This window comes from Arthrobacter sp. FW306-2-2C-D06B (assembly GCF_021789175.1).
GTDB lineage: Bacteria > Actinomycetota > Actinomycetes > Actinomycetales > Micrococcaceae > Arthrobacter.
This window is the reverse complement of sequence record NZ_CP084560.1, coordinates 2,291,209-2,317,401: the sequence shown is the minus strand read 5'-3', so window position 1 is coordinate 2,317,401 and position 26,193 is coordinate 2,291,209. Positions and strand designations below refer to the sequence as shown.

Here is a 26,193-nt window from a genome sequence, read left to right as displayed (position 1 = left end):
GTCATGACTTACGTGATCGCGCAGCCCTGCGTGGACGTCAAGGACAAAGCCTGCATCGACGAATGCCCGGTGGACTGCATCTACGAGGGCGAACGCTCGCTCTACATCCACCCCTCAGAATGTGTGGACTGCGGCGCCTGCGATCCCGTGTGCCCGGTCGAGGCGATCTACTACTCGGACGACGTCCCGGATGAGTGGGCAGATTATGTCCGGGCCAACGTCGAGTTCTTCGAGGAACTCGGATCCCCACAAGGAGCATCGGTGCTGGGGAACGTCGGCCGGGACCACCCGGTGGTCGCAGCGGCGCCAATACCGGGCTGATGTTAAGCGGCGAGCCTGGCCTGGATCGCCCGTCGAAGCGACTCCAGGCTGGGCAGGCCGGAGAGGCCCCCAGCCGTAGGGTAGACGCGACACGTCAGGGCCGGATCCGCCGTCGAGGGGAACAGGTCAATTCCGTCCACCATGAACGTCGGCGATCCGTGGAATCCGGACGCTTCGGCCTCGTCGTCGGTGGTGATCTCCCTGGCCGCAATCAAGGCAGGGGCCTCCCCTTCCAGTTCCACGGCCCGGGAGAACAGTTCCCTGGCTGCGGTGCCGTGCGGACAGTCCTGGATGGTGAGCAATTCGAAATCCATGACCCCATTATCCGGCACCGCGGTGTCGGACTCACAGCAGGTCGGCGTGATGCTCCGCGACGACGTTCGGGTGGGCGCGAAGGCGGTACCGGAGTGCGTTGTCACCGTAGGTTTCCAGAATCGGACTATTCGTCGGGTCAACCGACAAGCCACGGGCTTTTGCCTGGAATTCCGGGCTCACGGCAAGCTGCGGCATGGTCGCGTCAAGTGCCGGATTGTAGAAGAAGGGAAGGGAAATCCGGTCCGTGCCGCGGAGCGGTGAGATCACGCGGTGCAGGGTCGCCTTGAGGTAGCCGTTAGTGGCCAGTTCCAGCATTTCGCCGATATTGACTACGAAAGTCCCCGGCACTTGTGGCGCGTCGATCCACTTCCCTTGGTACTCGACCTGGAGACCGCCCTTCCCTGGCTCAACCAGGAGGAGTGTCAGCACGCCTCCGTCACGGTGGGACCCCACGCCCTGCTTGGGTTCCGGGTTCGACTCCCCCGGATATCTCACGATCTTGAGGACAGGGAAAGCCCGGGCGGCGAAGGCCGCATCAAAGGTGTCCTCGGGCGCCCCGAGGGAAACTGCCAAGGCCCGCAGCAACGTAAGCGAGACGGTGCTTAGCCGGTCGGTCCATTCCGAGACGATTTCCCGCATTTCAGGCAGCGCGGCCGGCCACAGGTTGGGCCCCTCCAGGCGCCAATATTCCGCGACGCCCGGGCCCGGTTCAACAGAGTCACGTTCGACGCCGATGTCGATCTGCTCGCGCCAGTCGATCCCGCCGTCCGTGAGCTCGCCGCCAACGCGGGTGTAGCCGCGGAATTGGGGGCTGCGGACGTTCTCGATCGCAAGTTTTTCTTCTTCCGGCAACTCGAAAAAGCGGCGCGACACGTCGAGAATGGCGTCCGTCAACTCCTGCGGAATGCCGTGGCCGGCCAAGTAGAGAAAGCCAACCTCATGCATGGCGTCGCGCAGTTCGTCACGGAATCGGGCGGCCTCTTCCGGGCCAGCATTCAGTTGGGAGAAATCGATCACGGGCAATGTATCGAGTGTCAATGCACTTCGTCCTTTTCATTGAGCGTCGCGAGTATCCGCATTGTCCCGTCGCTTCAACCCGCCTGTTTCGGACGCCACACACCGAAACGGTTGCCGTGCGGGTCCAGGAGGTGCGCGAACTCGATGGCGCCGTTGTCGACGAACGGGATGGCGACGCTCGCACCGAGCGCCTCTGCCCTGGCGATCGCGGCTTTAACGTCGTCGACCTGGACGTAGAAGATCGCCCACGACGTTCCCTCTAGCGAGGAGGTGTCCCACAGCCCGCCCTTGTCGCCATTCACCATCTGGTAGCTGGCAGGCGAGGACTCACCGAAAGTCCAGTCGAAGAGCGAGCCGTAGAAAGCCCGCGCGCTCTCGGGATCGGGCGAACCTACTTCGAAGTAGTTCACTATCGAGGCCATGACTGTTCCTTTCCATGTCCGCCGCTGAAAGTCGAAGGCCGCCCGCGAGACCTGGGGGCGGCCTTTTCGAATAGTTAGGGCATCACCTTGTAGAGATCGACGACGGTCTCTTCCGGGGGTGATTCGAATCCGCCCTCGATGCCTGCCTGCATGCGGGGCATGAGAATGCCGTCGCGGAACTTCTCCCAACTTTCTTTCGACTCGTGGACGGCCATGATCGTCCATCCGCCGGCCGACGGGCCTGCGGCGTGGAAGGTCTGGCCCTCGGGCAAGAGCCCTTCTCCTGGGTGAACGGCGGCTATTGACGCCTCGTATTGGTCCTTCGTTCCTCCTGGGAAGAAGTGCACGACTCCATACAGCTCCATATCTGCTCCCTGCTGGTGTTGACGGGTGTGGACATGCCAAGCAATAGACCCCGCTACCCGGGATGTCAATGAGTTTTCAGGTGCGGGATCCGCCTCCGGGATTCAGGTCCAGAATTCGTCCGCCTTGGCTGTGTCCTCGAAGAACTCCCGGCCCTCTACTACCTTTCCGTCGCGGAGAACGAAGGAGATGGCGGTTGCAATGTCCAGGGTCTTTCCGTCGCTTTCGGCGTGGCTTTGCTGGAGCCCGATGGTGTGGTTTTCTCCGCCGACGATGTCCTGGACCGTCGCTTGGAACGTACCTTGGGAACGCGCTCCCAACTCGCCGAAATACGCCAGGATCGCGTCGCGTCCTTGCTTCGTCCCGGACAGCACGCCGCTTCCTGCTACGTGCCAGACTGCGTCTTCCGCGAACAACTCGCTGAGTGTCGCCAGATCACCTGCATTAAAGGCCTCGTATCCCCGCCGGACCAATTCAGCGTTTTCTGTAGCTCCCATGTTCGGATACCTCTCCGTCATCCTTGTCGGTCAATGGGACGGCTTAAGGCTATTCCTGGGCAGGGTGCCTGTCGATGGGGAAAGCCCTGAGATCGGGGACCACTCCAAGGGTCGCTGAACGTCCAGGTAAAGATCGGCGAGCCCCTGACGGCACATAAGCAAGCCCTCATTGAAGCCGGGTGGGATGTCCAAGTGCTTCCTGGCCTCGACCACATCGGAGCGATGCATAGCTCCGTCGTCTTGCCACTCCTGACGGACTGGCTCCGGAAGGTCGGCTAGGCCTGCTGCCCATTCACGGGCCTCTTGAGACACGTCCGGGCCGGTGGGACGATGAAGCGGTGAATCCCTTCCTCGAATTTGTCGGCCACTACTGGTGGCTGGTCTTTCCCCTCAGCGGATTGGCCGGCGGTTGGGCGCGGTCCTGGTCCAGGGCCAGCGAACGGCGGCACCGCCGTCGGGTGGAGCTCTATCAGCTCAAGAACCGCGCGGCGGAAGCGGAGCAAGCCAGCCAGGCCGAGGTCCTGCGGCTGCAAGAGGCGCATGACGCTGTGAACCGGAGATGGCTCGAATACGAACTCGACGTCGGAAAACTCATCGATTTTCCGGTCATGTCGGATGTCCGCGAGCCGCTGACCGTGGCGTTTCTTCGGGCCAAGCGGGAAGCTGACGGCTTGCGCCCGGCAACTCCGGGAGAAATCACGACGGCGGCCCGGCTGGCCGAGTATCGCACGGCCGTCCGCAGCTTCGAACTGGCGTTCGACGTGGCCGAGCGGGAAGCCAAACGCATCAAGGACGGCAACTTCACTGAGCCCGAACGCCAGCGGCTGGCGACCGCCAGGAAGCTGCTCAGGATCGCTTCTGACACTGCAGCGACGCCGGCAGAGCGGCAGACGGCGTACAAGCGTGCCCGGCGCGAATTGGATGGGCTGATTGTCCTGCCCGAAGCGACCATAGCGGCCTTGGAAGAGAAGATCGCGGGAATGCTCGACGCACCAAAGGCTCCGGACTTCCATCAAAGCTGAGAAGCGCACTTCTCAGTGTTTGAAGCGATGAATGATCACGTATTTGTGATGCTTCCTGTGGCGAGTCTTGGAACGACGTGGAGTCAGTCCTAGAGGGGGTAGCCCAAGAGCTTTCCGCCTGGCCGACAATCGAATGTTTGCGTAAACCAGGAAAACAAAGAAGCCCAAGGGTGGGATGAGCAGCACGAGAATCCAAGCCAAATTGCCCACGGCGCGCCTCCTATGCCCAGTTTCCGACCGGGCATAGCTGACGTCAAGATGGCACTATTCGGTGGGGTACACCACCTCAGCAGAGACCGAGGGGCTATCCACGGGACCACGCTAGGCGTAGCTTTCTTCTCATCCCGGCAAGTCTTGACCCTCAGCCGGCACCTACCAGGAGGTCATCATGGACAACCTATTCGGACGCGGCGGACTCGGAGTACCGGAGCCGCTCCGACGCTTCCTTCAAGGCGAATCCGACCCTTCGCTCCGCATCGAGCAATACCAAGAGGGGGACACGCTCGTCGTCAGAGTGGATCTGCCGGGAATCGATCCCGAGAGCGACGTCGACATCAGCATTGCCGACGACAACCTGCATATCGAGGCGCGGCGCGAAGAGGATGCCGAACGCGTAGACAAGAAGGGCTACCGTACGGAACTCCGCTACGGCGAACGGTCCCGCAGCATTCCGCTGCCCCGCGGAGTGAGCCAGGACGGCATTGTCGCGACGTACGAGGACGGCATCCTCGAAATCCGTATCCAGCTCCCCGAACAGTCAGAGCCGCAGACCGCGAAAATCCGAGTGGTCCGAACGGGTGGCCGCGAAGCCAACCAGTCTCCGGAGGACCCGGGCAACTAGCCCGACCGAGGACGCGAGCCTAAGGGCCTCCGTCCCGTCCGTTTGGTCGCCGCACTTTTTGGAGCCGCGGGGCTGGCCGTTCGCCCTGGGCAGCCGTAGTCTCCAGAGGTGTTGCGGGCATCGCGAGGACAGCGACGACGGTGAGCGCGGCGCTCACGAGCACCGCGAGAAATACCGCCGCAGAAGCGAATACCACCGATTGCGGATTCTTAGCGCCACCGGGGCTGCCGCCGTAGATCGCATTTGCCACTGCACCGAAAACGGCTACTCCAAGCGAGCTGCCAATGGATCGCGCGAAGAGGTTGGTGCCCGTCACCACTCCCCGTTCGTGCCATTCGACACTGGACTGGGCCGCGATCAGGCTCGGGGTTGCCAGAAGCCCAAGTCCTAGCCCGGCAACGAAGCAACTGCCTGCGACGAGCACGATATTCGGCGTGTAGGCCGTCACGGCGAGGGCCGCCGAGCCGATAAGGGTAACGGTGATTCCAATCAAGGCTGTTGCCCGAAAGCCGATCCTAAGGTAAAAACGGCCCGACTGCGAAGCGCTGATCGGCCAGCCGATCGTCAGGGCCGCCAGGGACAGGCCCGCATCCAATGGCGACACCGAAAGCGCCCCTTGAAGGAAGGTCGGAACGTACGAGGTGAGGCCTAGTACGACTGCTCCGGCTCCAAAGGAGATCAGTGCGGTCGTGGCGAGAAGACGCCTCGAAACGACCCACGGCGGAAGGACAGGTTCAGCTGCCCGTCGCTCAACCAGGACGAAGGCAACAAGCAAAACTGCGCCAATGGCGAATACTGCGATGCTGATCGGAGAGTCCCAGGCCCAGGCCTGGCCGCCTTCCAAGGCACCGAGGATGCTCAAGGTCAACGTGAACGTGAGAAGGGCGGCTCCAAGATAATCGACGCGGTGCTTTACCCGTTCGATGTTCTCCTGGAACCTTTGAACCAGCATCCACGCCGCCACGACGCACAGCGGAACGTTGACGAGGAAGATTCCGCGCCAGACTCCCAGCGAAGAGAAGACCCCACCCAGAGTTGGACCCACAACAGACGACGTGGCCCACACACTGGCAAGGTAGCCTTGCACCTTCGCGCGCTCGGCGAGGGTGTAGATATCGCCGGCGATGGTAATGGCCACAGGCAGTACGGCGCCGGCACCGAGGCCCTGCACCACGCGGAACGCGATGAGCGCGGGCATGCTCCACGCAAGCCCGCAAAGGATGGATCCGAGCAGGAACAGTCCGATGCCAGTGAGAATGATTGGCTTCCGGCCAGCCATGTCGGAGAGTTTCGCGTAGACCGGGACCGAGACGGCCTGTGCGAGCAGGTAGGCGGAGAAGAGCCACGGGAACGAGGCGAACCCGCCGATTTCATGAACGATCGAAGGCACGGCGGTCGCCACGATAGTTGCATCGATCGCGACAAGACCGCTCGAGAGCATCAGGGCTATGAGTATGGGGCCGCGTTTGGAACGGAAGCCTACGCCGTCGCTTAGAGTTGCCATGTCCGGGCCTGTCTTTCCCCTATTCCGCGGCGTATCCTAATTACGTTCCGGCACCGGCCTCGGCCGGCATTCTTCTCTGCACTCACCATTTATCCCTGCACCCACTCAGTTAGGCGCCATCCATGGAGATGAACATCAGGGACCACTGGGACATGCTCAGCCCCGAAACGCAGCATTGGCTAACCGACAACCCCGGATGCGTGGTCTTGCCGCGAACTATCACGGAAATAATCCACAAGGAAACCGGCATCACTCCGGATGCCGACCGGCACAGCCAAGTCAGCCTCTCTCCCGAGGATCTGAGCTTCATCCTCGCCAAGGCCGAAGGGGGCCCGGTCCGGCCGAAGTGATCGACCCGGTCATTCGTGGCTGTCGTCATCCGCTGGCGCCTCCCGCAACCAACCTTGCGTCTCTTCGGCGCCCCTTAAGTTTATCGACGGGCTTTGCGGGGCAACAGGCGTTGTTAGCCTCCGGAGGTTATTTCGGCTCGTAGCTTTCAAGGCCGACACTGGCCCTCACCAGTGCCCGAAGTTCAGACAGGCCTCCCGTAACCACTCCGGCCGCCCGGGCCTGGACCAGTACGTTTCCGAGAGCCGTGGCTTCCACGGGACCGGCCACAATCGTCTTGCCGGTGGCATCAGCGGTGAGTTGGCACAGGAGCCTGTTCTGGGATCCGCCGCCCACGATGTGGACCACCGACGTCCGCTTGCCGGACAGTTCCTCGGCGCGTGCCAGGGTCCTGGCGTAGCCGGCTGCGAGGCTGTCCAGGATGCAGCGCACGACGGCGGCCGGCCGGTCCGGCAGGACGGCACCGCCGGCTCGAACCGCAGAGCGAATACGGTCCGGCATGTTGTCCGGCGCGATGAACGCAGGATCGTCGGCGTTGATCTGGGGGCTTCCGGCAGGAAGTGCCGCCGCGGACTCCAGGAGCGCGGCTAGTTCCCGTCGATGCCCTTCGGCGGCCCAGGTGCGTTGGCATTCGCTGAGCAACCACAGGCCGCCGACGTTGCGCAGGTACCTGATGGTGCCGTCGACGCCGCGCTCGTTGGTGAAGTTGGCCAAGCGGCTTGCTTCATCGAGGACCGGGCTGTCCAATTCCACACCCACGAGGGACCAGGTCCCGGAGGAAATGTAGGCGAAGTCTTCCTGCGCGGCCGGAACGGCTGCCACGGCAGAGGCGGTGTCATGCGATCCCACGGCAACCACGGCCGTCTCTGCTGTGAGGCCCGTCCGGGCTGCCACCTCCGGTAGCAGCGTGCCTACGGTCTCGCCTGGCTGGATGATGGCAGGGAACAGGTTCTTGGGCAAGCCGAGTGCCTTGAAGAATTCTATGGCCCACTCCCCCGCGACGGCGTCAAAAAGCCCGGTGGTGGAAGCATTCGTGGCCTCGGTACGGCGTTGTCCGCTGAGCTTGAACGCGATCAAGTCCGGGATGAGCAGCGCCTGGACGCCGTGCAGCTCACGTTCGGTGGCGAGCTGATAGAGCGTATTGAACTGCAGGAACTGCAGTCCGCTGGTGGCATAAAGCCGCGCCTGGTCCACTACCTTGTGGACGTCCGCGACGGCGGTGCGGCCGCGCTCGTCGCGGTAGCTGAGCGGCTGGGTCCGCAGGCTCCCGGAGGCATCCACGAGTCCGTAGTCAACGGCCCACGTATCGATGCCGATACTGGCGATCCGCTCCCCGCTTGCGGCGGCCGTTTCCGCGGCCGCCGCAAGTCCCGTGAGCACCTCCTCGAACAGGGCGTCGAAGTCCCAGTGGAGTCCGCCGTCGAGCTCTACGACGCCGTTGGGGAAACGGTGCACAGTTTCGAGCGAGACCGCCTGTTCGAGTCCGGCCCGTCCGCCGGTGACCCGGCCGAGCATGACCCGGCCCGAGGACGCTCCGATATCGACCGCGGCGAAAACGCCGCCCGCATTGGCCTGTCCGCTCATCGGAGGAAGGCCGCGGCGACGCCGGCGTCCACCGGGATGTGCAGGCCCGTGGTGTGCGAGAGTTCGTTGCTGGTGAGGACGGCGGCCGCGTTGGCCACGTGCTCGGGGAGGACTTCGCGTTTGAGCAGGGTGCGCTGGGCGTAGTACTTGCCCAGTTCCTGCTCGTTGACGCCGTAGACGGCGGCGCGCTTGGCGCCCCAGCCGCCGGCGAAGATCCCGGAGCCGCGGACCACGCCGTCGGGGTTGATGCCGTTGACGCGGATGCCGTGCTCGCCCAGCTCGGCGGCCAGCAGGCGGACCTGGTGGGCCTGGTCTGCCTTGGTGGCCGAGTAGGCGATGTTGTTCGGGCCGGCGAAGACCGAGTTCTTGGAGGAAATGTAGACGATGTCCCCGCCCATGCCCTGATCGATCATGACCTTCGCGGCGGCCTTGGAGACCAGGAAGGAGCCCTTGGCCATGACGTTGTGCTGCAGGTCCCAGTCCTTCTCCGTGGTTTCCAGCAGGGGCTTGGAGATCGACAGGCCGGCGTTGTTCACCGCCAGGTCCAGTCCGCCGAAAGCCAGGACGGCTTCCTGGATGGCGGCGGCGACCTGGGCTTCGTCGGTGACGTCCGCCTGCACGCCGATGGCGACGTCCGCGCCGCCGAGTTCGGTGGCGACGGCGCGGGCGTTGTCCAGGTTGAGGTCGGCGATGACCACGCAGGCGCCTTCCGCGGCGAGGCGGGTGGCGATCGCCTTGCCGATGCCCGACGCCGCGCCGGTCACCAGCGCGATGCGCGTGGCGTGCGACTTGGGCTTGGGCATCCGCGCGAGCTTGGCTTCCTCGAGGGCCCAGTATTCGATCCGGAACTTCTCGGATTCCTCGATCGGGGCGTAGGAGGAGATGGCCTCGGCGCCGCGCATCACGTTGATCGCGTTCAGGTAGAACTCCCCGGCGACGCGGGCGGTCTGTTTGTCCTTGCCGTAGGAGAACATCCCGACGCCGGGGACCAGGACGATGGCCGGGTCCGCGCCGCGCAGGGCCGGGGAATCCGCGTCCGCGTGGCGGTCGTAGTAGGCCTGGTAGTCCTCGCGGTACGCGGCATGCAGTTCCTTGAGGCGGGCCACGGACTCCTCGATGCCGGCGTCGGCGGGCAGGTCCAGGACGAGGGGCTTGACCTTGGTGCGCAGGAAGTGGTCCGGGCAGGAGGTGCCCAGCGCACCCAGGCGGGGATGCTCGGCGCCTTCGAGGAACTCCAGGACGCGGGCGTCGTCGCTGAAGTGGCCCACCTGCGGCATGTCGGCCGAAGCGAGGCCGCGGATGGCGGGGGCCAACGCGGCCGCTTTCGCGCGACGCTCGGCTTCAGGGAGCGCGGCGTAGCCCGGGAGTTTCGCCCCGAAAGGCGCGGCCTTGCCGTTCTCGGCGATGAACTTCTCGGCCTGCTCGATGATCCAGAGCGAGTTCGCCTCCGCTTCCTCACTCGATTCGCCCCACGCGGTGATGCCGTGTCCGCCCAAGATCGTGCCGATGGCCTGCGGGTTGGCTTCCTTGATCGCCGCGATGTCCAGTCCCAGCTGGAACCCGGGCCGGCGCCAGGGAACCCACACGACCTTGTTACCGAAGATCTTGGACGTCAGCGCTTCGCCGTCCACCGCCGTCGCGATCGCGATGCCCGAGTCCGGATGCAGGTGGTCCACGTGCGCGGCATCAACCAGGCCGTGCATCGCGGTATCGATCGACGGAGCGGCGCCCCCTTTGCCGTGCAGGCAGAAATCGAAGGCGGCCACCATTTCATCTTCGCGCACGACGCCGGGGTAAACCGCCTTGAGTGCCTGCAGCCGGTCCAGCCGCAGCACCGCCAGGTTGGCTGCCTTCAAGGTTCCCAGATCGCCGCCGGAACCTTTCACCCACAATAACTCCACATCCTCGCCCGTCACCGGGTCCGTCCCGGTGCCTTTCGCGGAGGTGTTCCCGCCAGCGAAGTTCGTGTTCCGCTTATCCGCGCCCAAGCGGTTGGAACGGGTGATCAGATCTTCAACAGTCTCGTTAGTTGTGTTCTGCATGTTCATGCTTATGCGCCCCATCCGGCTTGCTGGCCGCCCACGCGGTCCTCGTTGATCTTCTTCTGGTAGCCACTGGCCTTGAACGCCGTCATCGGGTCCGCGGGCAGGCCCCGCGATTCACGCCATTGCGCCAGCATCGGCCGGACGTCGGTGTAGAAGGCATCGTTGAAAATGCCGTTCGCGGCCAGGACATCCCCCTCGCGCTGCGCCTCGGCCAGTGCATCGGTGTCGATGAGCAGTGCGCGTGCCGTCATTTCCTGGACGTTGAGCACGGAGCGGATCTGGCCGGGGATCTTCTCCTCCAGGTTGTGGCACTGGTCCAGCATCAGGGCAACACCCGACTCTTTACCGAAGCCGCCGCCGCGGATGACCTCGTGCATGATGCGGAACAGCTGGAAGGGATCCGCTGCACCGACGATCAGGTCGTCGTCGGCGTAGAAGCGCGAATTGAAGTCGAAGGACCCGAGCTTGCCGAGCCGCAAGAGCTGCATGACGATGAACTCGATATTGGTGCCCGGGGCATGGTGGCCGGTGTCCAGGCAGACGAAGGCCTTCTCCCCCAGTGCGAGGGTCTGGGCGTAAGAGGTACCCCAGTCCGGAACGTCGGTGTGGTAGAAAGCCGGCTCGAAGAACTTGTACTCCAGGACCAGGCGCTGGGTTTCTCCGAGGCCCGCGTAAATCTCCTGCAGGGATTCAGCCAAGCGGTCCTGGCGGCCACGCATATCGTCCTGGCCGGGATAGTTGGTGCCGTCGGCCAGCCAGACCTTCAGGTCCCGGGAGCCGGTGGCATGCATGATGTCGATGCACTCCAGGTGGTGGTCGATCGCCCGGCGGCGCACAGCCGCGTCCGAGGACGTCAGGGAGCCGTACTTGTACTCATCGTCCTGGAACGTGTTCGAGTTGATCGTTCCCAGTCCGACGCCAAGGCTCTCTGCGTACGCGCGCAGGGCGGAGTAGTCATCCACCTTGTCCCAGGGGATGTGCAATGCCACTGTCGGGGCAAGGCCCGTCAGTTCGTGGACTTTCCCGGCGTCGGCCAGCTTCTCCTGGATGGTCCGCGGGGTGCCGGGTGTACCGAACACCTTGAATCGCGTGCCCGAGTTGCCATAGGCCCACGAGGGAACCTCGATGGCCAGTTCCCCGAGGCGGCCCAGGGCCGTTTCCGTGGTGTTCATGATTGTTCCTTCTGTTGCCTGTGCGTCGTCGAACAGCAGTGCCAATTCGTCTTGGATCAAGTCTTGAATCGATTCATTCAAGAACCTACTCAAACGGTAGGGCCTGCTTCCGTGGCGTGTCAACAGGCAAACCCGGAGATCGCCAGTCGAACCACGTAATCTTGTTGAAACGGTTTGATTCGATTCATCAATCGGGAGGTTCAGGGTGCCAATCGGCCCGGGAGCAAAGCTGACAGATGTCGCTGCCCTTGCGCGGGTTTCGGTCGGCACAGTGTCGAACGTCCTCAACCGGCCCGAGCAAGTGTCGTTCGACAAACGGACCCGCGTTCTTGCCGCCATCGAGGAGCTGGGATTCGTCCGCAACGAATCAGCCCGCTCGCTGCGGTCCGGATCCACGAGGAGCCTCGGGATGCTGGTCTTGGACGTGCGCAACCCCTTCTTCACGGATGTCGCTTTGGGGGCTGAAAACGTCGCCGAAGAACACAAGCACTCCCTGATCCTGGCCAATAGCGCCGAAAACGCCGGGCGTGAGCAGGCATATCTGGACCTGTTCGAGCAACAACGCGTCCAAGGCGTTTTGATCACTCCGTTTGGGAACGTCCTTGAACGCCTGGAGAAGATGCGCACCCGGGGCATCCCCTCCGTGCTCGTGGACAGGCTCGCAAACGCGGATCAGTTCTGCTCGGTTTCGGTGGACGACGTCGCCGGCGGGGCGACCGCCCTGGACCATCTCGTCAGCGTTGGTTCGGTACGTCCGGCATTCGTCGGCGGCCCCTTCACGCTGCAGCAGGTCGAGGACCGCTACCGGGGTGCAGCCGACGCGGCGCAACGGGCGGGCGTCCCCCTTCAATTATTCGAAACGCCCGATCTGAAATTTGAGCGCGGGCGCCAAATTGGCGATCTCATCTGGAATCTCCAGCCGCCCAAGCGGCCGGACGCCGTGTTTGCGGCGAACGACCAACTGGCGCTCGGGCTCTTGCAGTCCTTCGCGGCCAACGGGCTCCGCGTGCCAGAGGACATCGCCATCGTCGGGTTCGACGACATCGATTTCGCCTCCCAATCGAGCATCCCGCTCAGCTCCATCAGTCAACCGAGGCAGCTGATCGGCGTGCGTGCCGCCCAGCTGCTTTTCGACGAAATCGACGACGAACCCGGCCACGTACACAGCCAAGTGGTGTTCACGCCGGAACTCGTGGCGAGGCAGAGCACACTTCGCCGCTAAGCGGAACCTTTCGGGCCCGCCGTTGCCACGAGATCGCCCTTTTCGGATGAAATGAGGGATATATAGGTCTCCAGTTGGGACCGTAGCTGATCCGCCGAGTGGTGTTCCGGCGTCAGCGTGGCCGTGATCTGGGCACCGAGCGCGAACGTCATGATCCCGCCGACGATGTCGTCGTCGTTCAGCCCCTCCTTCAGTTCGCCGAGTTCCCTGGCTTCACGGAGCTTGTCGAACAGGGCTTCACGCCATTGCTCCATTGAGGAATCGTGCAAGGCGGCCTTCGCCGGGTCCGTGAGGGCGCGTTGCCAGAAGGCGATCGCGATTCGCGCCTCGTTGAGCCTCTCGGCGTCGAGCGGCAATATTTCATGGCAATAGCTGCGCAATGCAGGCAGGCCCCGAAGGCCTGCAGTGGAGCTGCCCATACGAGTGTTCGTCTGGTTGAAAATGTGCGAGAAGGCAAACGTCAGCAGGTCATCCTTCGTGGGGAAGTACGGCTTGAGCGCCCCGTTGGCAAACCCTGCCTCCGTGGCAATTTCCCGCATCGTGGCACCCTCGATCCCCCTGCTGGCGATGATCCGCCACGTCGCTTCGACAAGCTCCAGCCGGCGTTTTTCGTGGTCTACGATCTTCGGCACGCGTTCCCCAAATCTTTTTTTCTACAACCGTTGTGACTCAGATTACACGATGCTATTCTCTACACACATAGAAAATAAACCCGCCACTCACAAAGGCCTTCCATGAGCACAACTTCTTCTCCAGAAATCGCCGAAATGCCTGCGTTTGCCGGACTGCCTGGGTATGGAATGACCAGTGCCGAAGACATCACGGCGGTCAGGGGCATTTTGGCCGACGCCGGACTCTTCGATGAATCCATCCGGATCGCCTACCTTGGGCTGCTTGACCCACCGCGGAACGCGGAAGCGGTAGACCGTAGGTTCAGGGCGTTCCTGCACAACGTTTCATCCGGTGCCGCACAGGACATCGTGGTCTCTGTGACACACCGCGAAGTCGTCTCGAAAGTGGAGCTCGACACCTCGGTGACGGGCGAGCTTCCGATCATCGAAGAAGAATTCGAGGTTGTTGAAGAGATCCTCGCCCAGGATGAGCGATGGCTCAAGGCGTTGGCTGAGCGGAAGCTCGATGTCAGCAAGGTCAGGGTCGCTCCACTGTCGGCCGGGGTCTTCGAGTACCCGGAGGAGAAAGGCCGCCGGATTCTGCGCGGCTTGGCTTTCGTCCAGCAGTTCCCCGGGGACAGCGCCTGGGCCCACCCCGTGGATGGGCTGGTTGCCTACGTCGACGTCGTCGGCAAGACGGTCGACCAGGTCTTGGATTTCGGACCGGTTCCAGTGCCGGAAGAACACGGCAATTTCACGGACCCTGAGCTGACCGGAGCGATGCGCGCCACCCAGAAACCGATCCACATCACCCAGCCGGAAGGTCCGAGCTTCACGCTCCGGGACGGCAACCACGTCGAGTGGGAGAAATGGAGCCTGGACATCGGCTTCGATGTCCGGGAAGGCGTCGTTCTCCACAATGTAGCGTTCGACGACGGCGATCGCCGCCGCAGCATCCTCAAGCGGGCTTCGATCGCCGAAATGGTGGTCCCGTACGGCGATCCCTCCCCCGTGCGCTCCTGGCAGAACTACTTCGATACCGGCGAATACCTCGTGGGGCAATACGCCAACTCGCTCGAGCTCGGCTGCGATTGCCTCGGCGACATCACTTACCTCAGCCCGGTAGTGAGCGACTCGTTCGGCCGCCCACGGGAAATCCGCAACGGCATCTGCATGCACGAGGAGGATTGGGGCATCCTCGCCAAGCACAGCGACCTCTGGAGCGGCGTGAACTACACGCGCCGGAACCGCAGGCTCGTCATCAGCTTCTTCACCACCATCGGCAACTACGACTACGGCTTCTACTGGTACCTCTACCTCGATGGCACCATCGAGTTCGAAGCAAAGGCCACCGGCGTCGTCTTCACGAGCGCCCACCCCGGAAAGGGCTACCCGTACGCCTCGGAACTCGCCCCGGGCCTGGGGGCTCCCTTCCACCAGCACCTCTTCAGCGCCCGGCTGGACTTCGCCATCGACGGCTTGAGCAACCGGGTCGAGGAAGAGGACGCCGTCCGCGTACCCATGAGAGAAGGAAACGAGCGCGGCAACGCCTTCGCCCGCCGTCGGACTGTCCTCAAGAACGAATCGGAGGCCGTCCGTGAGTCCGACATGGCGGCCGGGCGGGCCTGGATCATCTCCAATCCCGAATCACTCAACCGCCTGGGCGACCCCGTGGGGTACAAACTCCACGGCCAAGGACACCCCATGCTCCTGGCCGACCCCCAATCATCCATCGCCCAGCGTGCCGCCTTCGCTACGAAGGACCTGTGGGTGACGCGCTATGACGAAAACGAGCGCTACCCCAGCGGCGACTTCGTCAACCAGCACTCCGGAGGAGCCGGACTGCCGTCCTACATTGCCCGCAACAGGGACATCGACGGACAAGACATCGTCGTGTGGCACACCTTCGGGCTGACCCACTTCCCCCGCCCCGAGGACTGGCCGATCATGCCCGTCGACACGGTGGGTTTCAAACTGCGCCCCGAAGGCTTCTTCGATCGGAGCCCCGTCCTCGACGTGCCCGCGTCGAAGCCCGCTGAAGGCGGCCACTGCCATATGGAGGCCCAAAAATGAGTTTAACAACCGGGAAAGAGACCACTGAGGTGGGCCACCCGCACCACCATCGACGCCGTCTCGGCGTTCCGGCGGTGACGTTCATGATCATCGCCGCGTCGGCTCCGCTTACCGTTCTCGCCGGCGGGGTCACGACGACGTTTGCCGTCACCGGGGTCACCGGCGTCCCGCTGTCCTTCCTCCTGCTCGGCGGAACCCTCGCCGTGTTCGCAGTCGGCTACGCGGCCATGAGCCGGTACGTCGTGAACGCCGGCGCCTTCTATTCCTACGTGGCACAGGGCATTTCCCGGCCGGTCGGCGTCGGGGTTTCCATGGTCGCCCTGATGGCTTACAACCTGATGCAAGTCGGCATTTACGGCCTCTTCGGCTTCACCGTCTCTAGCCTGATCAACGAACGCTTCGGCGTCACTGTCCCCTGGTGGATTCCGGTGCTGGTCTGCATCGCCGTCGTCGCTTTCCTCGGCGTGAACCGGGTGGACCTGTCGGCGAAGGTCCTCGGGGTGCTCGTCGGCCTGGAGTTCCTCGTGGTGATTGTCTACGACGTCGTCTCCTTTGCCGTGGCACCCGAAGGAGTCAGCGGAGCGCCCCTCAGCCTGCAGAGCCTCTTTGTACCGGGCGTCGGAGCGGTCCTCTCCTTCGGCATCGCGGCGTTCATGGGATTCGAGTCGGCCGCGATCTACGGCGAGGAAAGCAAGGACCCCAAGCACACTGTGGCCCGGGCAACCTACACCGCCGTCGCCATCATCGCCCTGTTCTACGCGGTTTCCTCCTGGGCCATGGCCGTTGGCACAGGGCCGTCCGCCGTGGTGGACGCCTCCGCAAAACAAGGACCGGACCTGATGTTCGGCTTCCTCAGCGACCACGCCGGCGTCCTTCTCGCCGACCTGGCCCGCCTGCTCTTCGTCACCAGCCTCTTCGCGGCCCTCGTCAGCTTCCACAACGCGGCAGCGCGCTACTTCTTCTCCCTTGGCCGGGAACAAGTCCTTCCCCGGAAGCTGGGTGCAGTACGGCGGCACAGCGGCGCCCCCTACGCCGGATCGATGGCCCAGACGGTGATCGCCGTCGTGGTCACGGTGGGGTTCGCCATCGCGGGGACCGGATCATCTCTCGGCGATCTCTACCCTGTCCTGACCATGTTCACGTGGCTGACCAATGACGGCGCGATGGGACTTGTCCTCTTGATGACCGTTGTTTCGCTGGCGGTCATTGGATTCTTCCGCAAGAACAGGCATGACGCCGGAATCTGGACCCGGGTGATCGCCCCGGCCCTGGGCTTCGTACTCTTGGCGGTGATCTTCGTTCTGATCGTGGTCAACTTCAACGTACTGCTGGGCCAAAACGAGACCAATGCCCTGACCTTCATCCTGCCGGCGACGATCATCGTGCCCGGATTGGTGGGGATCGCCTGGGCATTCCGCCTCCGCCGGAGCAACCCCTCCGTGTATCGGCGGATCGGACACGGCGAAGAGGGTCCGGCTGCGGTACACCTCGGGGACGAAGAAGACCTGTAGCCCTGGACTGATGATCGGTGAACACCATGCACACAATCCTTTCGATGGTCATGCTGGCCTGCTGCGCCTTGGGGATCTGGAGCCCGATGCGCGAAGGCCTGGTCAGGAACCTCAGCCAATGGGGACCGATGGCACTCATGCTGATGGCGATGGTCGATACGACCGTCGGTGCGGGTATTGTTCCGGGCGTCGTGTGGGGACTGCTGCTTCTCCTTACATCCCCGCTTCCGCTGGTGCTCCTGCCCAAGGATCGCCGCGGCGGCATGGAAATACACCGCTCCTTGTCAATGGTTGCAATGTTCGCCATCTTCGTCACCACCCTTTCCCCTGCCTCATCCAGTTCGGTACACCAGACACATGCACATTCGGGACTTGGTGGAGCGAACCCCGTCCTCGCAGTTGCCCTCGCGGCAGCGGTCATCGCCTACTCGATCTTCCTGGCGGCCCGGACGCTTCGACGAAACGGCCGCGGAAACCGTCGTCACGCATCTGCATCGCTTGAGGCCATCGCTTCGGCGGGCGCCTTGGGCGCCATGATCCTGATGGCCGTCTGATCCCTGGAACGTTTGTCCTTCGAAACCATTACCAACTCAGAGTGGAGTAAAACCTTGGAAAGCTACGACGCCCTCCTCGCTTCAATCACCCCGACCACCGGCGAAACCCGGACCATCCTGGACCCTGCGACGGGCACCGCCGTCGGCGAAGCCCCGGTTCACACCGTCGAGGACCTCGAACGCGCCATCACCGCCGCCCAGGGCGCCCAGCCGGCGTGGGCTGCGCTGGGCCACGACGCCTGGTCCGCCGCGCTCCTCAAGGCCGCCGACGCCGTCGAACGCTCCGCCGAAGAACTCGCCCGCCTGCTCTCCCGCGAGCAAGGCAAGCCGCTCAACGGCCCCAACGCCCGCTTTGAAGTCGGCGCCTGCGCCGCCTGGCTCCGCGCCACCGCCGGCACCCCGCTGGACCCGGAAACCGTGGTGGACGACGGCGAAACCCGCGCCGAACTGCACTACCGGCCCATCGGCGTCGTCGGCGCAATCGGACCCTGGAACTGGCCCATGATGATCACCATCTGGCAGATCGCCCCCGCCCTCCGGATGGGCAACGCCGTCGTCGTCAAGCCTTCCGAATACACGCCCCTGTCCGTCCTCGCCCTGGCGGCCGTGATCAACGAAGAGCTGCCCGACGGCCTCCTCACGGTGGTCTCCGGCGGCCGCGACGTCGGGGCGCGCCTCGCCGAACACCCCGCCATCGGCAAGGTCATGTTCACCGGCTCCACTGCCACCGGCAAAGCGATCATCCGCTCCAGCGCGGACACGATCAAACGCCTCACGCTGGAGCTGGGCGGCAACGACGCCGGCATCGTCCTGCCCGACGCCGACCCCAAAGCCATCGCCGAAGGCCTCTTCTGGGGCGCCTTCATCAACACCGGCCAGACCTGCGCCGCCCTCAAACGCCTCTACGTCCACGACTCCCTCTATGAGGCGGTCTGCTCCGAACTCGCAGCCGTGGCCGCCGCGATGCCTATGGGGAACGGCCTGGACGAGGCGAACGTGCTGGGACCGCTGCAGAACCGGCAGCAATATGACATCGTCGCGAAACTCGTGGACGCCGCCCGCGACTCCGGCGCCCGCATACTGCTCGGCGGCAACCCCGACGACGGCCAGCCCGGCAACTTCTACCCCACGACCCTTGTGGCCGACATCGATAACGACAACCCGCTCGTGGCCGAGGAACAATTCGGACCCGCACTGCCCATCATCCGCTACAGCACCGTCGACGACGCAGTAACGATGGCGAACGCGCTCGACGTCGGACTCGGCGCCTCCGTCTGGTCCTCCGACCCCGTCGCTGCCCGCGGCGTCGCTGCCCGTCTTGAGGCCGGAACGGTCTGGATCAACAAACACGGCAACGTCGACCCCCGCATCCCCTTCGGCGGCGCCAAACAGTCCGGCTACGGCCTCGAATTCGGCACCGAAGGCCTCAAAGCCCTCGGCGTGCCGCAGATCATCAACGGCTAGGCGGTGGCGGAGGCGCGGGTCACCCCCAACTAGCTGACAGTTGTTGTCGTTCTGGGCCCCCAGAACGACAACAACTGTCAGCCAGTTGGGGCGTGGCGCCGTCGCCTCTGAATCTCGACGTAGGCCGTGACAAGGAGCAGGACAATCACGGCAAGGGCCAAAACGACGGAGCCGGAAACCACAGTGCTCACCGGTATGAGCAGGACGGCGATCACTACTGTGGGCCCCGCCCACGGCAGCACGGCGCGCAGTGGCTGACCGTAGCGAAGTGACACGATTGCATTGCACGCATAGAAGAGGGCCAGGCCTCCGCCGAGCGAAATCCCGGAACCGAACGGCAAGTGCTCGTAGGGTGCCGGAATGACGGTCGCGATCGCCCCGGCGATCGCGGTCACCCCCAGCACCAGGAGAAACGGCATGAACAAGGTGGTCTGCAGGATCCCGGCGAAATCGGATCGTGCCTGCAAGCGCTCGAGCCCCGCGGCGATGGTCCCGGTGCCGTATTGGAAGAACGCCCAGCCGAGCAGGGCAACAACGAGGAATCCGAGCGCGCCGACCAGACCGGCACCCGGCCCCCAATCGTCAGAGACCTCGGTGACGATCGTGAAGATGGACTCACCGAGGACAATGATGACGAACAATCCAAGCCGCTCGGAGGCGTGCTCGATGTTGATGCCCCCGACGCCGCGGTCCGGCCAAAGGCGGGCGCTCACCGTAACCATGCCAACCTCGACGACGATCGCGGCAGCCCACAGAATGACAGCGACGTGGAGCGGCAGGAAGGCCGAGATGAGCCAGAGGACGGCCGTGCCGCCGTTGTAGATCCAGATGCGCCACGGAGTTTCGGCCGAATTTTCTCGGTGTTGGTAAAGCCACAAGCTCAGCAGGACCACGCGAATGGCAGCATTGGCCAGCGAAAAAGCCCAGGCCCGCTCGCCAAAGGCGCCGGGCGCCGCGGCGGCCATGACGCTCGCCGCCGCCATGGCCGCGAGCATGGCGACACCCAGCGCCCGGGACGACAAACGGGGCAGGAGGTTGACGACGGAAACAATGTTCACCCACGCCCACCACGCCGGGAAGAAAAGCAGGACGAACGTGCCGAATTCGGCCCATCCAGGATCGCCGTGGATCCCGCGCGCAAGCTGCCCCACGAAGGCCACAAAGACCAGGTCGAAGAACAGCTCCATCCAGTGCACGCGGCGAGGGTCACGAGCCACTTTACTTGCCCTTGAAAATGAGCGTGTCGCTACCGCTCTTCCATGTGAGAGTGCCTTGGCTAAATGACATTTCAATAGGCCGCTTCAGGAAATCCACAAACCACTGTTGCTGGGAACCGGCGTCACTGACGCACCCCATGGCGCCGATCCCGAGCTTCCCCGCCACCAACGTGTCCCCCGTGATTGTGGCCGGTCCGCTGACCGGGGAGCAGGGAGTCTTCGCGATGAGGTAGAGGGAACCACCCACGGAACTCAACTGCACCGCGAGTCCCCCTGATGCCGCCCAGGGCAGGTCAATGCCGTCCGCTGTTCCCGCAATACTGACGTACTCGGTGCAAGGAGCTGACGGCTGGAATGCTGCGCACGTCTGCCGCGGAGGCGCAGAGGATGTCAAGAGGGAGGCGGAACCCGTCGGGACGGCCATGGTGGGTACCGCCGGTCCCGGCTCCCTCCCTTGCTTTGACGCACACGAAGTAAGCGCCGTGACGATCAGAAGCAGAAGAATTAGCTTTTGTTGCAAACAACTCCTGCGCTTCATTGTGCCCCCTGGTAGATGAACGCTGGTCGGAGCATATATGCCGATACCGGCCCCGTCATCAGATGCGATGCAACACAGCGGATTTTTCCTGACCTCCAACGGTGCCCACCCCTGTCAGGGCAGCACCAGCAGGGGCAGTTCATACAGGTACCGGCATTGCACCGCCCGCGGCCCGAGATAGTAGCATTTGTAATGCATGAATGCCCTTCGCGAGGAGCGTCCTACGGGCAGGGAAAAGTTGGGGGCAAGTTAAAGGCAATGGATTCGGAACCGGCAAAGCCAGAGGTAAACCCGCGATTCAGCAACACCCGGAAACAGAATACCGAACTTGCCATCCAGCAACTCCGGGACGGTGGTTTCACGACCGTTCAGATAGATGAATTCGTCGAGACGTTGCACCGCATGGAGGACGACGAGTCGATCCTCGCGCCCCTGACAAATGCCCTGTTCGCGATGAACGTCTCAGTCCAATGGCTGATGTAGGAACGTTCCCCGGTCCAAGACTCCGATCAGATCAATCGGACTCGGCCTGCTCCTCGATACGTCGACGCTGCTCCTCGAGCTCCTTCTCGCCTTCGTCTTCAGCCTCATAAAGCTTGGAGTTGGTGATCTGGAGTTCACGCATCACAGCGTCAAGCTTCACGTGAAGGGCGGCACTGTCTCTGTTTTGGGTGTTCTGGATGATGAAGACCATGAGGAACGTCACGATGGTGGTGCCGGTATTGATAACCAATTGCCACGTATCCGAAAATCCTAAAAGTGGTCCCGTAAACGCCCAAACGACGAGAATGATCACTGCCGCGCTGAACACCCAGGCGTGGCCGAGAACTTTCGCCACTCTGGTGGTGAACCGGGTGAAGAAATCCTGACGCGGACCGTTGTCTTCGCTCATGCAGACATCATCCACCTATTTCATTCCGACCCAAACGCTTTCCAACGTTGTAATCTTCAGCTTAAGACGGACGCTGAAGTGCGCGGAAGAAGGAAAAGTGGCAATTACCATGCGGGATGTGGCCCAAGCGGCCGATGTGTCAATCAAGACGGTGTCGAACGTCATCAATGACCATCCAAACATCAAAGCCGAGACCCGCGAGCGGGTCTTGCTGGCCATCGAGAAACTTGGCTACCAGCCCAATCTCTCGGCGCGTGGATTGCGGTCGGGCCGTACGGACGTCATCAGCCTCATCATCCCGGATTTGAAGAACGCATACTTTGCTGAACTTGCCGACGCCGTGATGACGGCCGCGTCAAAGCGCGGGAAGGTCGTGATCATCGAACAAAGCGGAGGCTCACGGACACGCGAGCTGGAGATCCTCCATGGCCCCCGGATGCGAATGGTCGATGGCGTCTTGTACAGCGTGCTTGGCCTGGGCCAGGAGGACGCGGGCCTCATTGATATTCCGACGCCCATGGTGCTTCTGGGTGAGCGGATTTTTCATGGCCCCACGGACCACGTGACCATGCAAAACATTGAGGCTTCGCAAGCGGCCACGGAACACCTCCTGCAGCGGGGACGAACCAAACTACTCGCCTTTGGGGCCCATCGAAATGAAGTCATCGGCTCAGCCGGGCTCCGCCTGGAAGGTTACCGCCGCGCCTTGCAGAAAGCGGGACTGGATTACCGGGACGAACTGGCTATCGACGTCCAGTCGTGGCACCGGTCCGACGGCGCCCAAGCCATGCGGAAGGTGCTGGAGTCCGGGCTCGAGTTCGATGGCGTCGTGGCATTCAACGACTCCATTGCCCTCGGTGCCATGCGTGTCATGCAGGACGCTGGACTGAGAATCCCCGAGGATGTCGCGATCATCGGTTTCGACGACATCGACGAGACCCGGTATTCGTTACCGACGTTGTCGACCATAGATCCGGGCCGGCGGGAGATCGCCGAAACCGCCGTCGCGATGCTCCTGGAACGGATCGACGGCGCGGCCGAAGCAACGCCCGCCCGCGAGTTTGAAGCGGATTTCAAGGTCATCAGCCGGGAGTCCACGGCGATCCGGGCCGCCGAAGACTCCGCCTGATTTCTTCTTGACATGTAAGTCAGGTCACATCATCATAGATTTACAACGATTACTTACATCGATGTAAAAGCCTGGGAATCTCCTCTCGCCCCAACTTTCGAGTCCGTCCGAGCCCCACCAGCATCCATTGGCTGGAGGACGGCCTACCCTCACCGCCCTACCTCCGACGACGACGTCCATGCACGACCGAAGGGAAACTACGTGAACAAGAAAGCAATCGCAGCAGCAGTATCAGCCGCTGCCCTGTCCGCCACAATGGCAGGGTGCAGTGGCGGCGCGGATGCCGCAAGCGCGGGCTCTAACACCACCAATTGCACCAACAAGATCGTCCATGCCGACGCTCCGAAGGTCTCGGTGTGGGCGTGGTACCCGAATATGGCCACGGTCGTGGACAACTTCAACAACTCCCACACCGATGTCCAGGTCTGCTGGACCGTGGCCGGCCAAGGCGGACCGGAGTATGCGAAGTTCCAAACAGCTATCCAGGCCGGCAAGGGAGCCCCTGACGTGATCATGCTCGAGGCCGACCAGCTGACGGGTTTTGAATTGCAGAACGCACTTGTCGACCTGAGCAAGTACGGCGCCGGAGACGTCAAGAAGAACTTCAGCGCCGGTTCCTGGAAGGACGTCTCGCAAGGCGATTCGGTCTACGCGATTCCGGTCGACGGCGGGCCCATGGCCATGATCTACCGCAAGGACGTGCTGGACAAGTACGGCATCAAGCCGCCGACGACCTGGGCGGAGTACGAAACGGCCGCGCAGAAGGTCAAGGACGCCGGCGGCCCTGCATTCGGAGATCTTGGCAGCAATGTTCCCGCCGCCCTGACCGCCCTCATGGCCCAAAAGGGCGCCGTTCCCTTCACTTATGACCTCGCGGACCAGAAGAACATCTCCATTCACCTCGACAGCCAGCCGGCCAAGGACGTGCTGAACTACTGGGCGGGGCTCGTGAAGAAGGGTCTGGTGGCCACCCAGGACCAGTTCACCACCGACTACATCTCAGGAATGATCGGCGGCAAGTACGCCACGTACATCTCCGCGGCATGGGCTCCCGGCTACCTCACCGGATCCGGAGTGGGTAAGGGCAACGAGAAAGGAACATTCGCTGCTGCGCCGCTCCCCCAATGGGATCCAAGCAGCCCCGTTTCCGTGAACTGGGGAGGATCCACCTTTGCCGTCACCTCGCAGGCAGGTGACCAGAAGCTCGCCGCCGAAGTCGCCAAGGGCCTCTACGCCGACGACGCCTCCCTCACGGATGGCTGGAAGACCCAGACAATATTCCCGCTCAACCAAAATGTGCTGAAGTCGGATGCGTTCACCAACAACGCAGTCGATTTCTTTGGCGGGCAGACTGCAAACAAGGACATCTACATCCCGGCCGAAAATGCGTACAAGGGATTCAATTACAGCCCGTTCAGTGTCTACTACTATGCCCAACTGCAGGCCGAAACAGTCAAGATCAACGCCGGCAAAGTCAGCGGAGACGAAGCAGCCACAGAGCTGCAAGGCATCATGGTGAACTACGCGAAGAGCCAAGGGTTCACGGTCAAGTGACAACTCCTGCCGTTCCGCCCGGCCCCGCGGCCGGGTGGGCGGGACGGAATCGATCGAGAGAAAGTTGCAGGACAGCTCATGGCAGTTCACGGGTCAACGGTGACGTCGTTGCCACACACTTCGACGCCGGCCACGGTGAATACCCCGCCCACTCCCGAACACAGAACACGCTCCCACAGCGACAAGGTGAATGCACGGCGCGCCCGGACCGGATGGCTCTTCATCGCGCCATTCGGCGTGGTTTTCGTGGCGTTCCTTCTGGCTCCGCTTGCTTACGCCCTCTACCTCAGCCTGTTCACCAAGGGCCTTGCGACAGGTACGCGGTTCAGCGGTTTGGAGAACTATCTCCACGCTTTCTCGGATCCACAGTTCATCAAGGGCGTCTGGTTCGTGGTGCGCTTTTCCTTGGTCCTTATCCCGGTCCAAATGGCCGTCTCCCTGGCGGCCGCGCTCGTGCTCGACCACCTCACCACCCGGCTCGCCAGGTTCTCCCGGCTGATGATTTTCATGCCGTACGCAGTGCCCGCAGTCATCGGCGCCCTGATGTGGGGGTTTCTCTACAGTCCGACATTCGGCCCGCTTGAGCAGCTTTTCTCCTTGTTCCACGCGTCGGCGCCTTTCCTGCTCAGCCAGGACAACGTCTTCTATGGCCTGCTCAACGTTGTGACGTGGCAATGGGCCGGCTATTACATGATCATCATTTACGCGGCATTGCAGGGAATTGATCCGACGCTCTACGAGGCCGCCAAGATTGATGGCGCCTCCGAAAGGCAGGTTGCTTTTCGCATCAAAATACCGCTCGTCTCTTCGGCACTGGTGCTCATTCTTATCTTTGCGCTGATCGGGACGCTGCAGTTCTTCTCCGAGCCGCAAATCCTCGGGCCGGTAGCGAACGGCAGCATCACCCCGGATTTCACCCCGAACATCTACGCGTTCAACCTGGCCTTCGGATATGCCCAGTTCAACTACGCGTCGGCCATATCCTTCTCCCTCGGCATCGTCGTTTTCATCGCGGTGTATGTCTTCATGTTCGCGACCCGCAAGAAAGGGAGCAATCTCTCATGAGCGCACTAACAACACATCTCCCGGCTACAACCCGGTTGTCGCGGCCGCGTCGCCGCAACGTGGCGGCTCATGTCTTTCTGGGCGTCCTGGTCCTGTATTTCCTGGCTCCTATTTGGTGGCTGTTCGTTGCCAGCACGAAAGACGCCCAAGGACTTTTCGCCGGCTCTTCCGGCGCCATGTGGTTCGACAAGAATTTCAACCTGATCGCAAACATCCAGGAGCTTTTCGCCTACAACGGCGGGGAGTATGCGCAGTGGCTCGGCAATTCGCTGCTCTACGCGGTCAGCGGCGGTTTGGGAGCGACGGCAATCTCGGTCCTGGCCGGTTACGGCTTCGCCAAGTACAAGTTCCGGGGCCGGAACCTTACGTTCGCGTTGCTGCTTGGTGCCGTGATGGTCCCCATGACGGCGCTGGTCATCCCGACATTCATCCTGATGTCCAACCTCAAGCTGACCGATACCGTGTGGGCTGTCATCCTGCCGTCCTTGCTAAGCCCCTTCGGCGTCTACCTGATGAGGGTTTACACCGCAGAAGCCGTGCCTGATGAGTTGCTCGACGCTGCCAGGGTGGACGGAGCCGGTGAACTACGCACCTTTTTCCAGGTCTCCTTGCCCTTGCTTCGGCCAGCGCTCGTGACTGTCCTGTTGCTTTCCGTCGTCGGGACTTGGAACAACTACTTCCTGCCCTTGGCCATGTTGTCCACGGAGAGGCTCTATCCACTCACGGTGGGCATAGGCCTCTGGGAGCAGCTGGCTTCGTCCAACAACGGGGGTGGCCACTCGCTCTGGAGCCTGATTGTGGTCGGTTCGTTCATTTCCATCATTCCCCTCGTGGTGGCATTCCTCACCCTGCAGAAGTACTGGCAGGGCGGCCTGTCCCTCGGCAGCCTCAAATAGGCATTCAAAGCACCCC

Annotated in this window: 27 protein-coding genes; 14 read left to right on the top strand and 13 right to left on the bottom strand. The window is 62.8% G+C overall.

What is annotated here, in order from left to right:
- Nucleotides 1-3: 3 nt before the first annotated feature.
- On the top strand, nt 4-321 hold the full coding sequence (gene fdxA / locus LFT47_RS10830; protein ID WP_236810616.1) for a ferredoxin: 318 nt from the start codon (nt 4-6) through the stop codon (nt 319-321).
- Between the two features lie 2 nt (nt 322-323).
- On the opposite strand, the gene LFT47_RS10825 is transcribed toward fdxA, so the two are convergent.
- The 5 genes from LFT47_RS10825 to LFT47_RS10805 form a co-directional block, all read right to left on the bottom strand.
- Nucleotides 324-635 (bottom strand): hypothetical protein, encoded by a 312-nt coding sequence (locus LFT47_RS10825; protein WP_236810614.1) that lies wholly within the window; start codon nt 633-635, stop codon nt 324-326.
- Between the two features lie 31 nt (nt 636-666).
- Nucleotides 667-1,674: an isopenicillin N synthase family dioxygenase gene (locus tag LFT47_RS10820; protein ID WP_236810612.1), complete on the bottom strand. Its 1,008-nt coding sequence runs from the start codon at nt 1,672-1,674 to the stop codon at nt 667-669.
- A gap of 53 nt (nt 1,675-1,727) precedes the next feature.
- Nucleotides 1,728-2,075 (bottom strand): VOC family protein, encoded by a 348-nt coding sequence (locus LFT47_RS10815; RefSeq protein ID WP_236810611.1) that lies wholly within the window; start codon nt 2,073-2,075, stop codon nt 1,728-1,730.
- A 74-nt stretch (nt 2,076-2,149) separates the two neighbouring features.
- On the bottom strand, nt 2,150-2,440 hold the full coding sequence (locus LFT47_RS10810; protein ID WP_236810610.1) for a hypothetical protein: 291 nt from the start codon (nt 2,438-2,440) through the stop codon (nt 2,150-2,152).
- Between the two features lie 102 nt (nt 2,441-2,542).
- Nucleotides 2,543-2,935, bottom strand: a complete 393-nt coding sequence (locus tag LFT47_RS10805; RefSeq protein ID WP_236810609.1) for a nuclear transport factor 2 family protein — start codon at nt 2,933-2,935, stop codon at nt 2,543-2,545.
- A gap of 338 nt (nt 2,936-3,273) precedes the next feature.
- Here LFT47_RS10805 and LFT47_RS10800 point away from each other — a divergent pair, with 338 nt between their 5' ends.
- Together LFT47_RS10800 and LFT47_RS10795 are read left to right on the top strand one after the other, a co-directional pair.
- Nucleotides 3,274-3,957 (top strand): hypothetical protein, encoded by a 684-nt coding sequence (locus LFT47_RS10800; protein WP_236810608.1) that lies wholly within the window; start codon nt 3,274-3,276, stop codon nt 3,955-3,957.
- A gap of 388 nt (nt 3,958-4,345) precedes the next feature.
- The gene (locus tag LFT47_RS10795) at nt 4,346-4,798 is read left to right on the top strand and encodes an Hsp20/alpha crystallin family protein (protein WP_236810605.1); all 453 of its coding nucleotides are present in this window, start codon (nt 4,346-4,348) and stop codon (nt 4,796-4,798) included.
- A 19-nt stretch (nt 4,799-4,817) separates the two neighbouring features.
- Here LFT47_RS10795 and LFT47_RS10790 read toward each other — a convergent pair whose 3' ends face one another.
- Nucleotides 4,818-6,302, bottom strand: coding sequence for an MFS transporter (locus LFT47_RS10790; protein WP_236810603.1), 1,485 nt, complete (start codon nt 6,300-6,302; stop codon nt 4,818-4,820).
- A gap of 122 nt (nt 6,303-6,424) precedes the next feature.
- Here LFT47_RS10790 and LFT47_RS10785 point away from each other — a divergent pair, with 122 nt between their 5' ends.
- Nucleotides 6,425-6,652 carry a hypothetical protein gene (locus LFT47_RS10785; protein WP_236810601.1) on the top strand — a complete coding sequence of 76 codons (228 nt, stop codon included), beginning with the start codon at nt 6,425-6,427 and terminating at the stop codon, nt 6,650-6,652.
- 127 nt (nt 6,653-6,779) lie between these two features.
- On the opposite strand, the gene LFT47_RS10780 is transcribed toward LFT47_RS10785, so the two are convergent.
- Genes LFT47_RS10780 through rhaI form a run of 3 tightly spaced genes read right to left on the bottom strand, consistent with a single transcriptional unit; the run spans nt 6,780 to nt 11,451 of the window.
- Nucleotides 6,780-8,234: a rhamnulokinase gene (locus LFT47_RS10780; RefSeq protein WP_236810598.1), complete on the bottom strand. Its 1,455-nt coding sequence runs from the start codon at nt 8,232-8,234 to the stop codon at nt 6,780-6,782.
- Nucleotides 8,231-10,282 (bottom strand): bifunctional aldolase/short-chain dehydrogenase, encoded by a 2,052-nt coding sequence (locus tag LFT47_RS10775; protein WP_442863385.1) that lies wholly within the window; start codon nt 10,280-10,282, stop codon nt 8,231-8,233. The genes LFT47_RS10780 and LFT47_RS10775 overlap by 4 nt, the downstream gene beginning before the upstream one ends.
- A gap of 2 nt (nt 10,283-10,284) precedes the next feature.
- A complete protein-coding gene (gene rhaI / locus LFT47_RS10770; RefSeq protein WP_236810596.1) occupies nt 10,285-11,451 on the bottom strand; it encodes an L-rhamnose isomerase in 1,167 nt (388 codons plus the stop codon).
- Between the two features lie 205 nt (nt 11,452-11,656).
- On the opposite strand from rhaI, the gene LFT47_RS10765 reads away from it, so the two are divergent.
- Entirely contained in the window at nt 11,657-12,673 is a 1,017-nt protein-coding gene (locus LFT47_RS10765; protein ID WP_336885410.1) for a LacI family DNA-binding transcriptional regulator, read from the top strand.
- Here LFT47_RS10765 and LFT47_RS10760 read toward each other — a convergent pair.
- Nucleotides 12,670-13,305: a TetR/AcrR family transcriptional regulator gene (locus LFT47_RS10760; RefSeq protein ID WP_236810595.1), complete on the bottom strand. Its 636-nt coding sequence runs from the start codon at nt 13,303-13,305 to the stop codon at nt 12,670-12,672. The two genes, LFT47_RS10765 and LFT47_RS10760, sit on opposite strands and share 4 nt — an antisense overlap.
- Nucleotides 13,306-13,440: 135 nt before the next feature.
- Between LFT47_RS10760 and LFT47_RS10755 the strand changes: the two genes are divergently transcribed.
- From LFT47_RS10755 to LFT47_RS10740, 4 genes are read left to right on the top strand one after another with little or no spacing between them, the layout of a single operon-like run.
- Entirely contained in the window at nt 13,441-15,357 is a 1,917-nt protein-coding gene (locus LFT47_RS10755) for a primary-amine oxidase (RefSeq protein ID WP_236818517.1), read from the top strand.
- Nucleotides 15,354-16,868: an APC family permease gene (locus tag LFT47_RS10750; RefSeq protein ID WP_236810594.1), complete on the top strand. Its 1,515-nt coding sequence runs from the start codon at nt 15,354-15,356 to the stop codon at nt 16,866-16,868. The genes LFT47_RS10755 and LFT47_RS10750 overlap by 4 nt, the downstream gene beginning before the upstream one ends.
- A 26-nt stretch (nt 16,869-16,894) precedes the next feature.
- The gene (locus LFT47_RS10745) at nt 16,895-17,422 is read left to right on the top strand and encodes a hypothetical protein (protein ID WP_236810593.1); all 528 of its coding nucleotides are present in this window, start codon (nt 16,895-16,897) and stop codon (nt 17,420-17,422) included.
- A 54-nt stretch (nt 17,423-17,476) separates the two neighbouring features.
- Nucleotides 17,477-18,886: an aldehyde dehydrogenase family protein gene (locus LFT47_RS10740; protein ID WP_236810592.1), complete on the top strand. Its 1,410-nt coding sequence runs from the start codon at nt 17,477-17,479 to the stop codon at nt 18,884-18,886.
- 77 nt (nt 18,887-18,963) lie between these two features.
- On the opposite strand, the gene LFT47_RS10735 is transcribed toward LFT47_RS10740, so the two are convergent.
- Both LFT47_RS10735 and LFT47_RS10730 read right to left on the bottom strand, forming a co-directional pair.
- The gene (locus tag LFT47_RS10735) at nt 18,964-20,103 is read right to left on the bottom strand and encodes a low temperature requirement protein A (RefSeq protein ID WP_236810591.1); all 1,140 of its coding nucleotides are present in this window, start codon (nt 20,101-20,103) and stop codon (nt 18,964-18,966) included.
- Nucleotide 20,104: 1 nt separating this feature from the next.
- A complete protein-coding gene (locus tag LFT47_RS10730; RefSeq protein WP_236810589.1) occupies nt 20,105-20,527 on the bottom strand; it encodes an META domain-containing protein in 423 nt (140 codons plus the stop codon).
- 372 nt (nt 20,528-20,899) lie between these two features.
- On the opposite strand from LFT47_RS10730, the gene LFT47_RS10725 reads away from it, so the two are divergent.
- On the top strand, nt 20,900-21,124 hold the full coding sequence (locus LFT47_RS10725) for a hypothetical protein (protein WP_236810587.1): 225 nt from the start codon (nt 20,900-20,902) through the stop codon (nt 21,122-21,124).
- Between the two features lie 31 nt (nt 21,125-21,155).
- Here LFT47_RS10725 and LFT47_RS10720 read toward each other — a convergent pair whose 3' ends face one another.
- Nucleotides 21,156-21,533: a low affinity iron permease family protein gene (locus LFT47_RS10720; RefSeq protein WP_236810585.1), complete on the bottom strand. Its 378-nt coding sequence runs from the start codon at nt 21,531-21,533 to the stop codon at nt 21,156-21,158.
- Nucleotides 21,534-21,630: 97 nt separating this feature from the next.
- Here LFT47_RS10720 and LFT47_RS10715 point away from each other — a divergent pair, with 97 nt between their 5' ends.
- The 4 genes from LFT47_RS10715 to LFT47_RS10700 all read left to right on the top strand — a co-directional run bounded on the left by LFT47_RS10715 (nt 21,631) and on the right by LFT47_RS10700 (nt 26,177).
- Entirely contained in the window at nt 21,631-22,662 is a 1,032-nt protein-coding gene (locus LFT47_RS10715) for a LacI family DNA-binding transcriptional regulator (RefSeq protein ID WP_236810583.1), read from the top strand.
- Nucleotides 22,663-22,863: 201 nt separating this feature from the next.
- Nucleotides 22,864-24,216: an ABC transporter substrate-binding protein gene (locus LFT47_RS10710; protein ID WP_236810581.1), complete on the top strand. Its 1,353-nt coding sequence runs from the start codon at nt 22,864-22,866 to the stop codon at nt 24,214-24,216.
- Between the two features lie 78 nt (nt 24,217-24,294).
- On the top strand, nt 24,295-25,281 hold the full coding sequence (locus tag LFT47_RS10705; protein ID WP_236810578.1) for a carbohydrate ABC transporter permease: 987 nt from the start codon (nt 24,295-24,297) through the stop codon (nt 25,279-25,281).
- Entirely contained in the window at nt 25,278-26,177 is a 900-nt protein-coding gene (locus LFT47_RS10700) for a carbohydrate ABC transporter permease (RefSeq protein ID WP_236810576.1), read from the top strand. Before LFT47_RS10705 ends, LFT47_RS10700 begins: the two co-directional genes overlap by 4 nt.
- Nucleotides 26,178-26,193 lie beyond the last annotated feature (16 nt).

Coding starts and splice junctions, on each gene's coding strand:
- fdxA (WP_236810616.1), top strand. CDS start 4: ATGACTTACGTGATCGCGCAGCCCTGCGTGGACGTCAAGGACAAAGCC.
- LFT47_RS10825 (WP_236810614.1), bottom strand. CDS start 635: ATGGATTTCGAATTGCTCACCATCCAGGACTGTCCGCACGGCACCGCA.
- LFT47_RS10815 (WP_236810611.1), bottom strand. CDS start 2,075: ATGGCCTCGATAGTGAACTACTTCGAAGTAGGTTCGCCCGATCCCGAG.
- LFT47_RS10810 (WP_236810610.1), bottom strand. CDS start 2,440: ATGGAGCTGTATGGAGTCGTGCACTTCTTCCCAGGAGGAACGAAGGAC.
- LFT47_RS10805 (WP_236810609.1), bottom strand. CDS start 2,935: ATGGGAGCTACAGAAAACGCTGAATTGGTCCGGCGGGGATACGAGGCC.
- LFT47_RS10795 (WP_236810605.1), top strand. CDS start 4,346: ATGGACAACCTATTCGGACGCGGCGGACTCGGAGTACCGGAGCCGCTC.
- LFT47_RS10790 (WP_236810603.1), bottom strand. CDS start 6,302: ATGGCAACTCTAAGCGACGGCGTAGGCTTCCGTTCCAAACGCGGCCCC.
- LFT47_RS10785 (WP_236810601.1), top strand. CDS start 6,425: ATGGAGATGAACATCAGGGACCACTGGGACATGCTCAGCCCCGAAACG.
- LFT47_RS10780 (WP_236810598.1), bottom strand. CDS start 8,234: ATGAGCGGACAGGCCAATGCGGGCGGCGTTTTCGCCGCGGTCGATATC.
- LFT47_RS10775 (WP_442863385.1), bottom strand. CDS start 10,282: ATGAACATGCAGAACACAACTAACGAGACTGTTGAAGATCTGATCACC.
- rhaI (WP_236810596.1), bottom strand. CDS start 11,451: ATGAACACCACGGAAACGGCCCTGGGCCGCCTCGGGGAACTGGCCATC.
- LFT47_RS10755 (WP_236818517.1), top strand. CDS start 13,441: ATGCCTGCGTTTGCCGGACTGCCTGGGTATGGAATGACCAGTGCCGAA.
- LFT47_RS10750 (WP_236810594.1), top strand. CDS start 15,354: ATGAGTTTAACAACCGGGAAAGAGACCACTGAGGTGGGCCACCCGCAC.
- LFT47_RS10745 (WP_236810593.1), top strand. CDS start 16,895: ATGCACACAATCCTTTCGATGGTCATGCTGGCCTGCTGCGCCTTGGGG.
- LFT47_RS10730 (WP_236810589.1), bottom strand. CDS start 20,527: ATGGCCGTCCCGACGGGTTCCGCCTCCCTCTTGACATCCTCTGCGCCT.
- LFT47_RS10725 (WP_236810587.1), top strand. CDS start 20,900: ATGGATTCGGAACCGGCAAAGCCAGAGGTAAACCCGCGATTCAGCAAC.
- LFT47_RS10720 (WP_236810585.1), bottom strand. CDS start 21,533: ATGAGCGAAGACAACGGTCCGCGTCAGGATTTCTTCACCCGGTTCACC.
- LFT47_RS10705 (WP_236810578.1), top strand. CDS start 24,295: ATGGCAGTTCACGGGTCAACGGTGACGTCGTTGCCACACACTTCGACG.
- LFT47_RS10700 (WP_236810576.1), top strand. CDS start 25,278: ATGAGCGCACTAACAACACATCTCCCGGCTACAACCCGGTTGTCGCGG.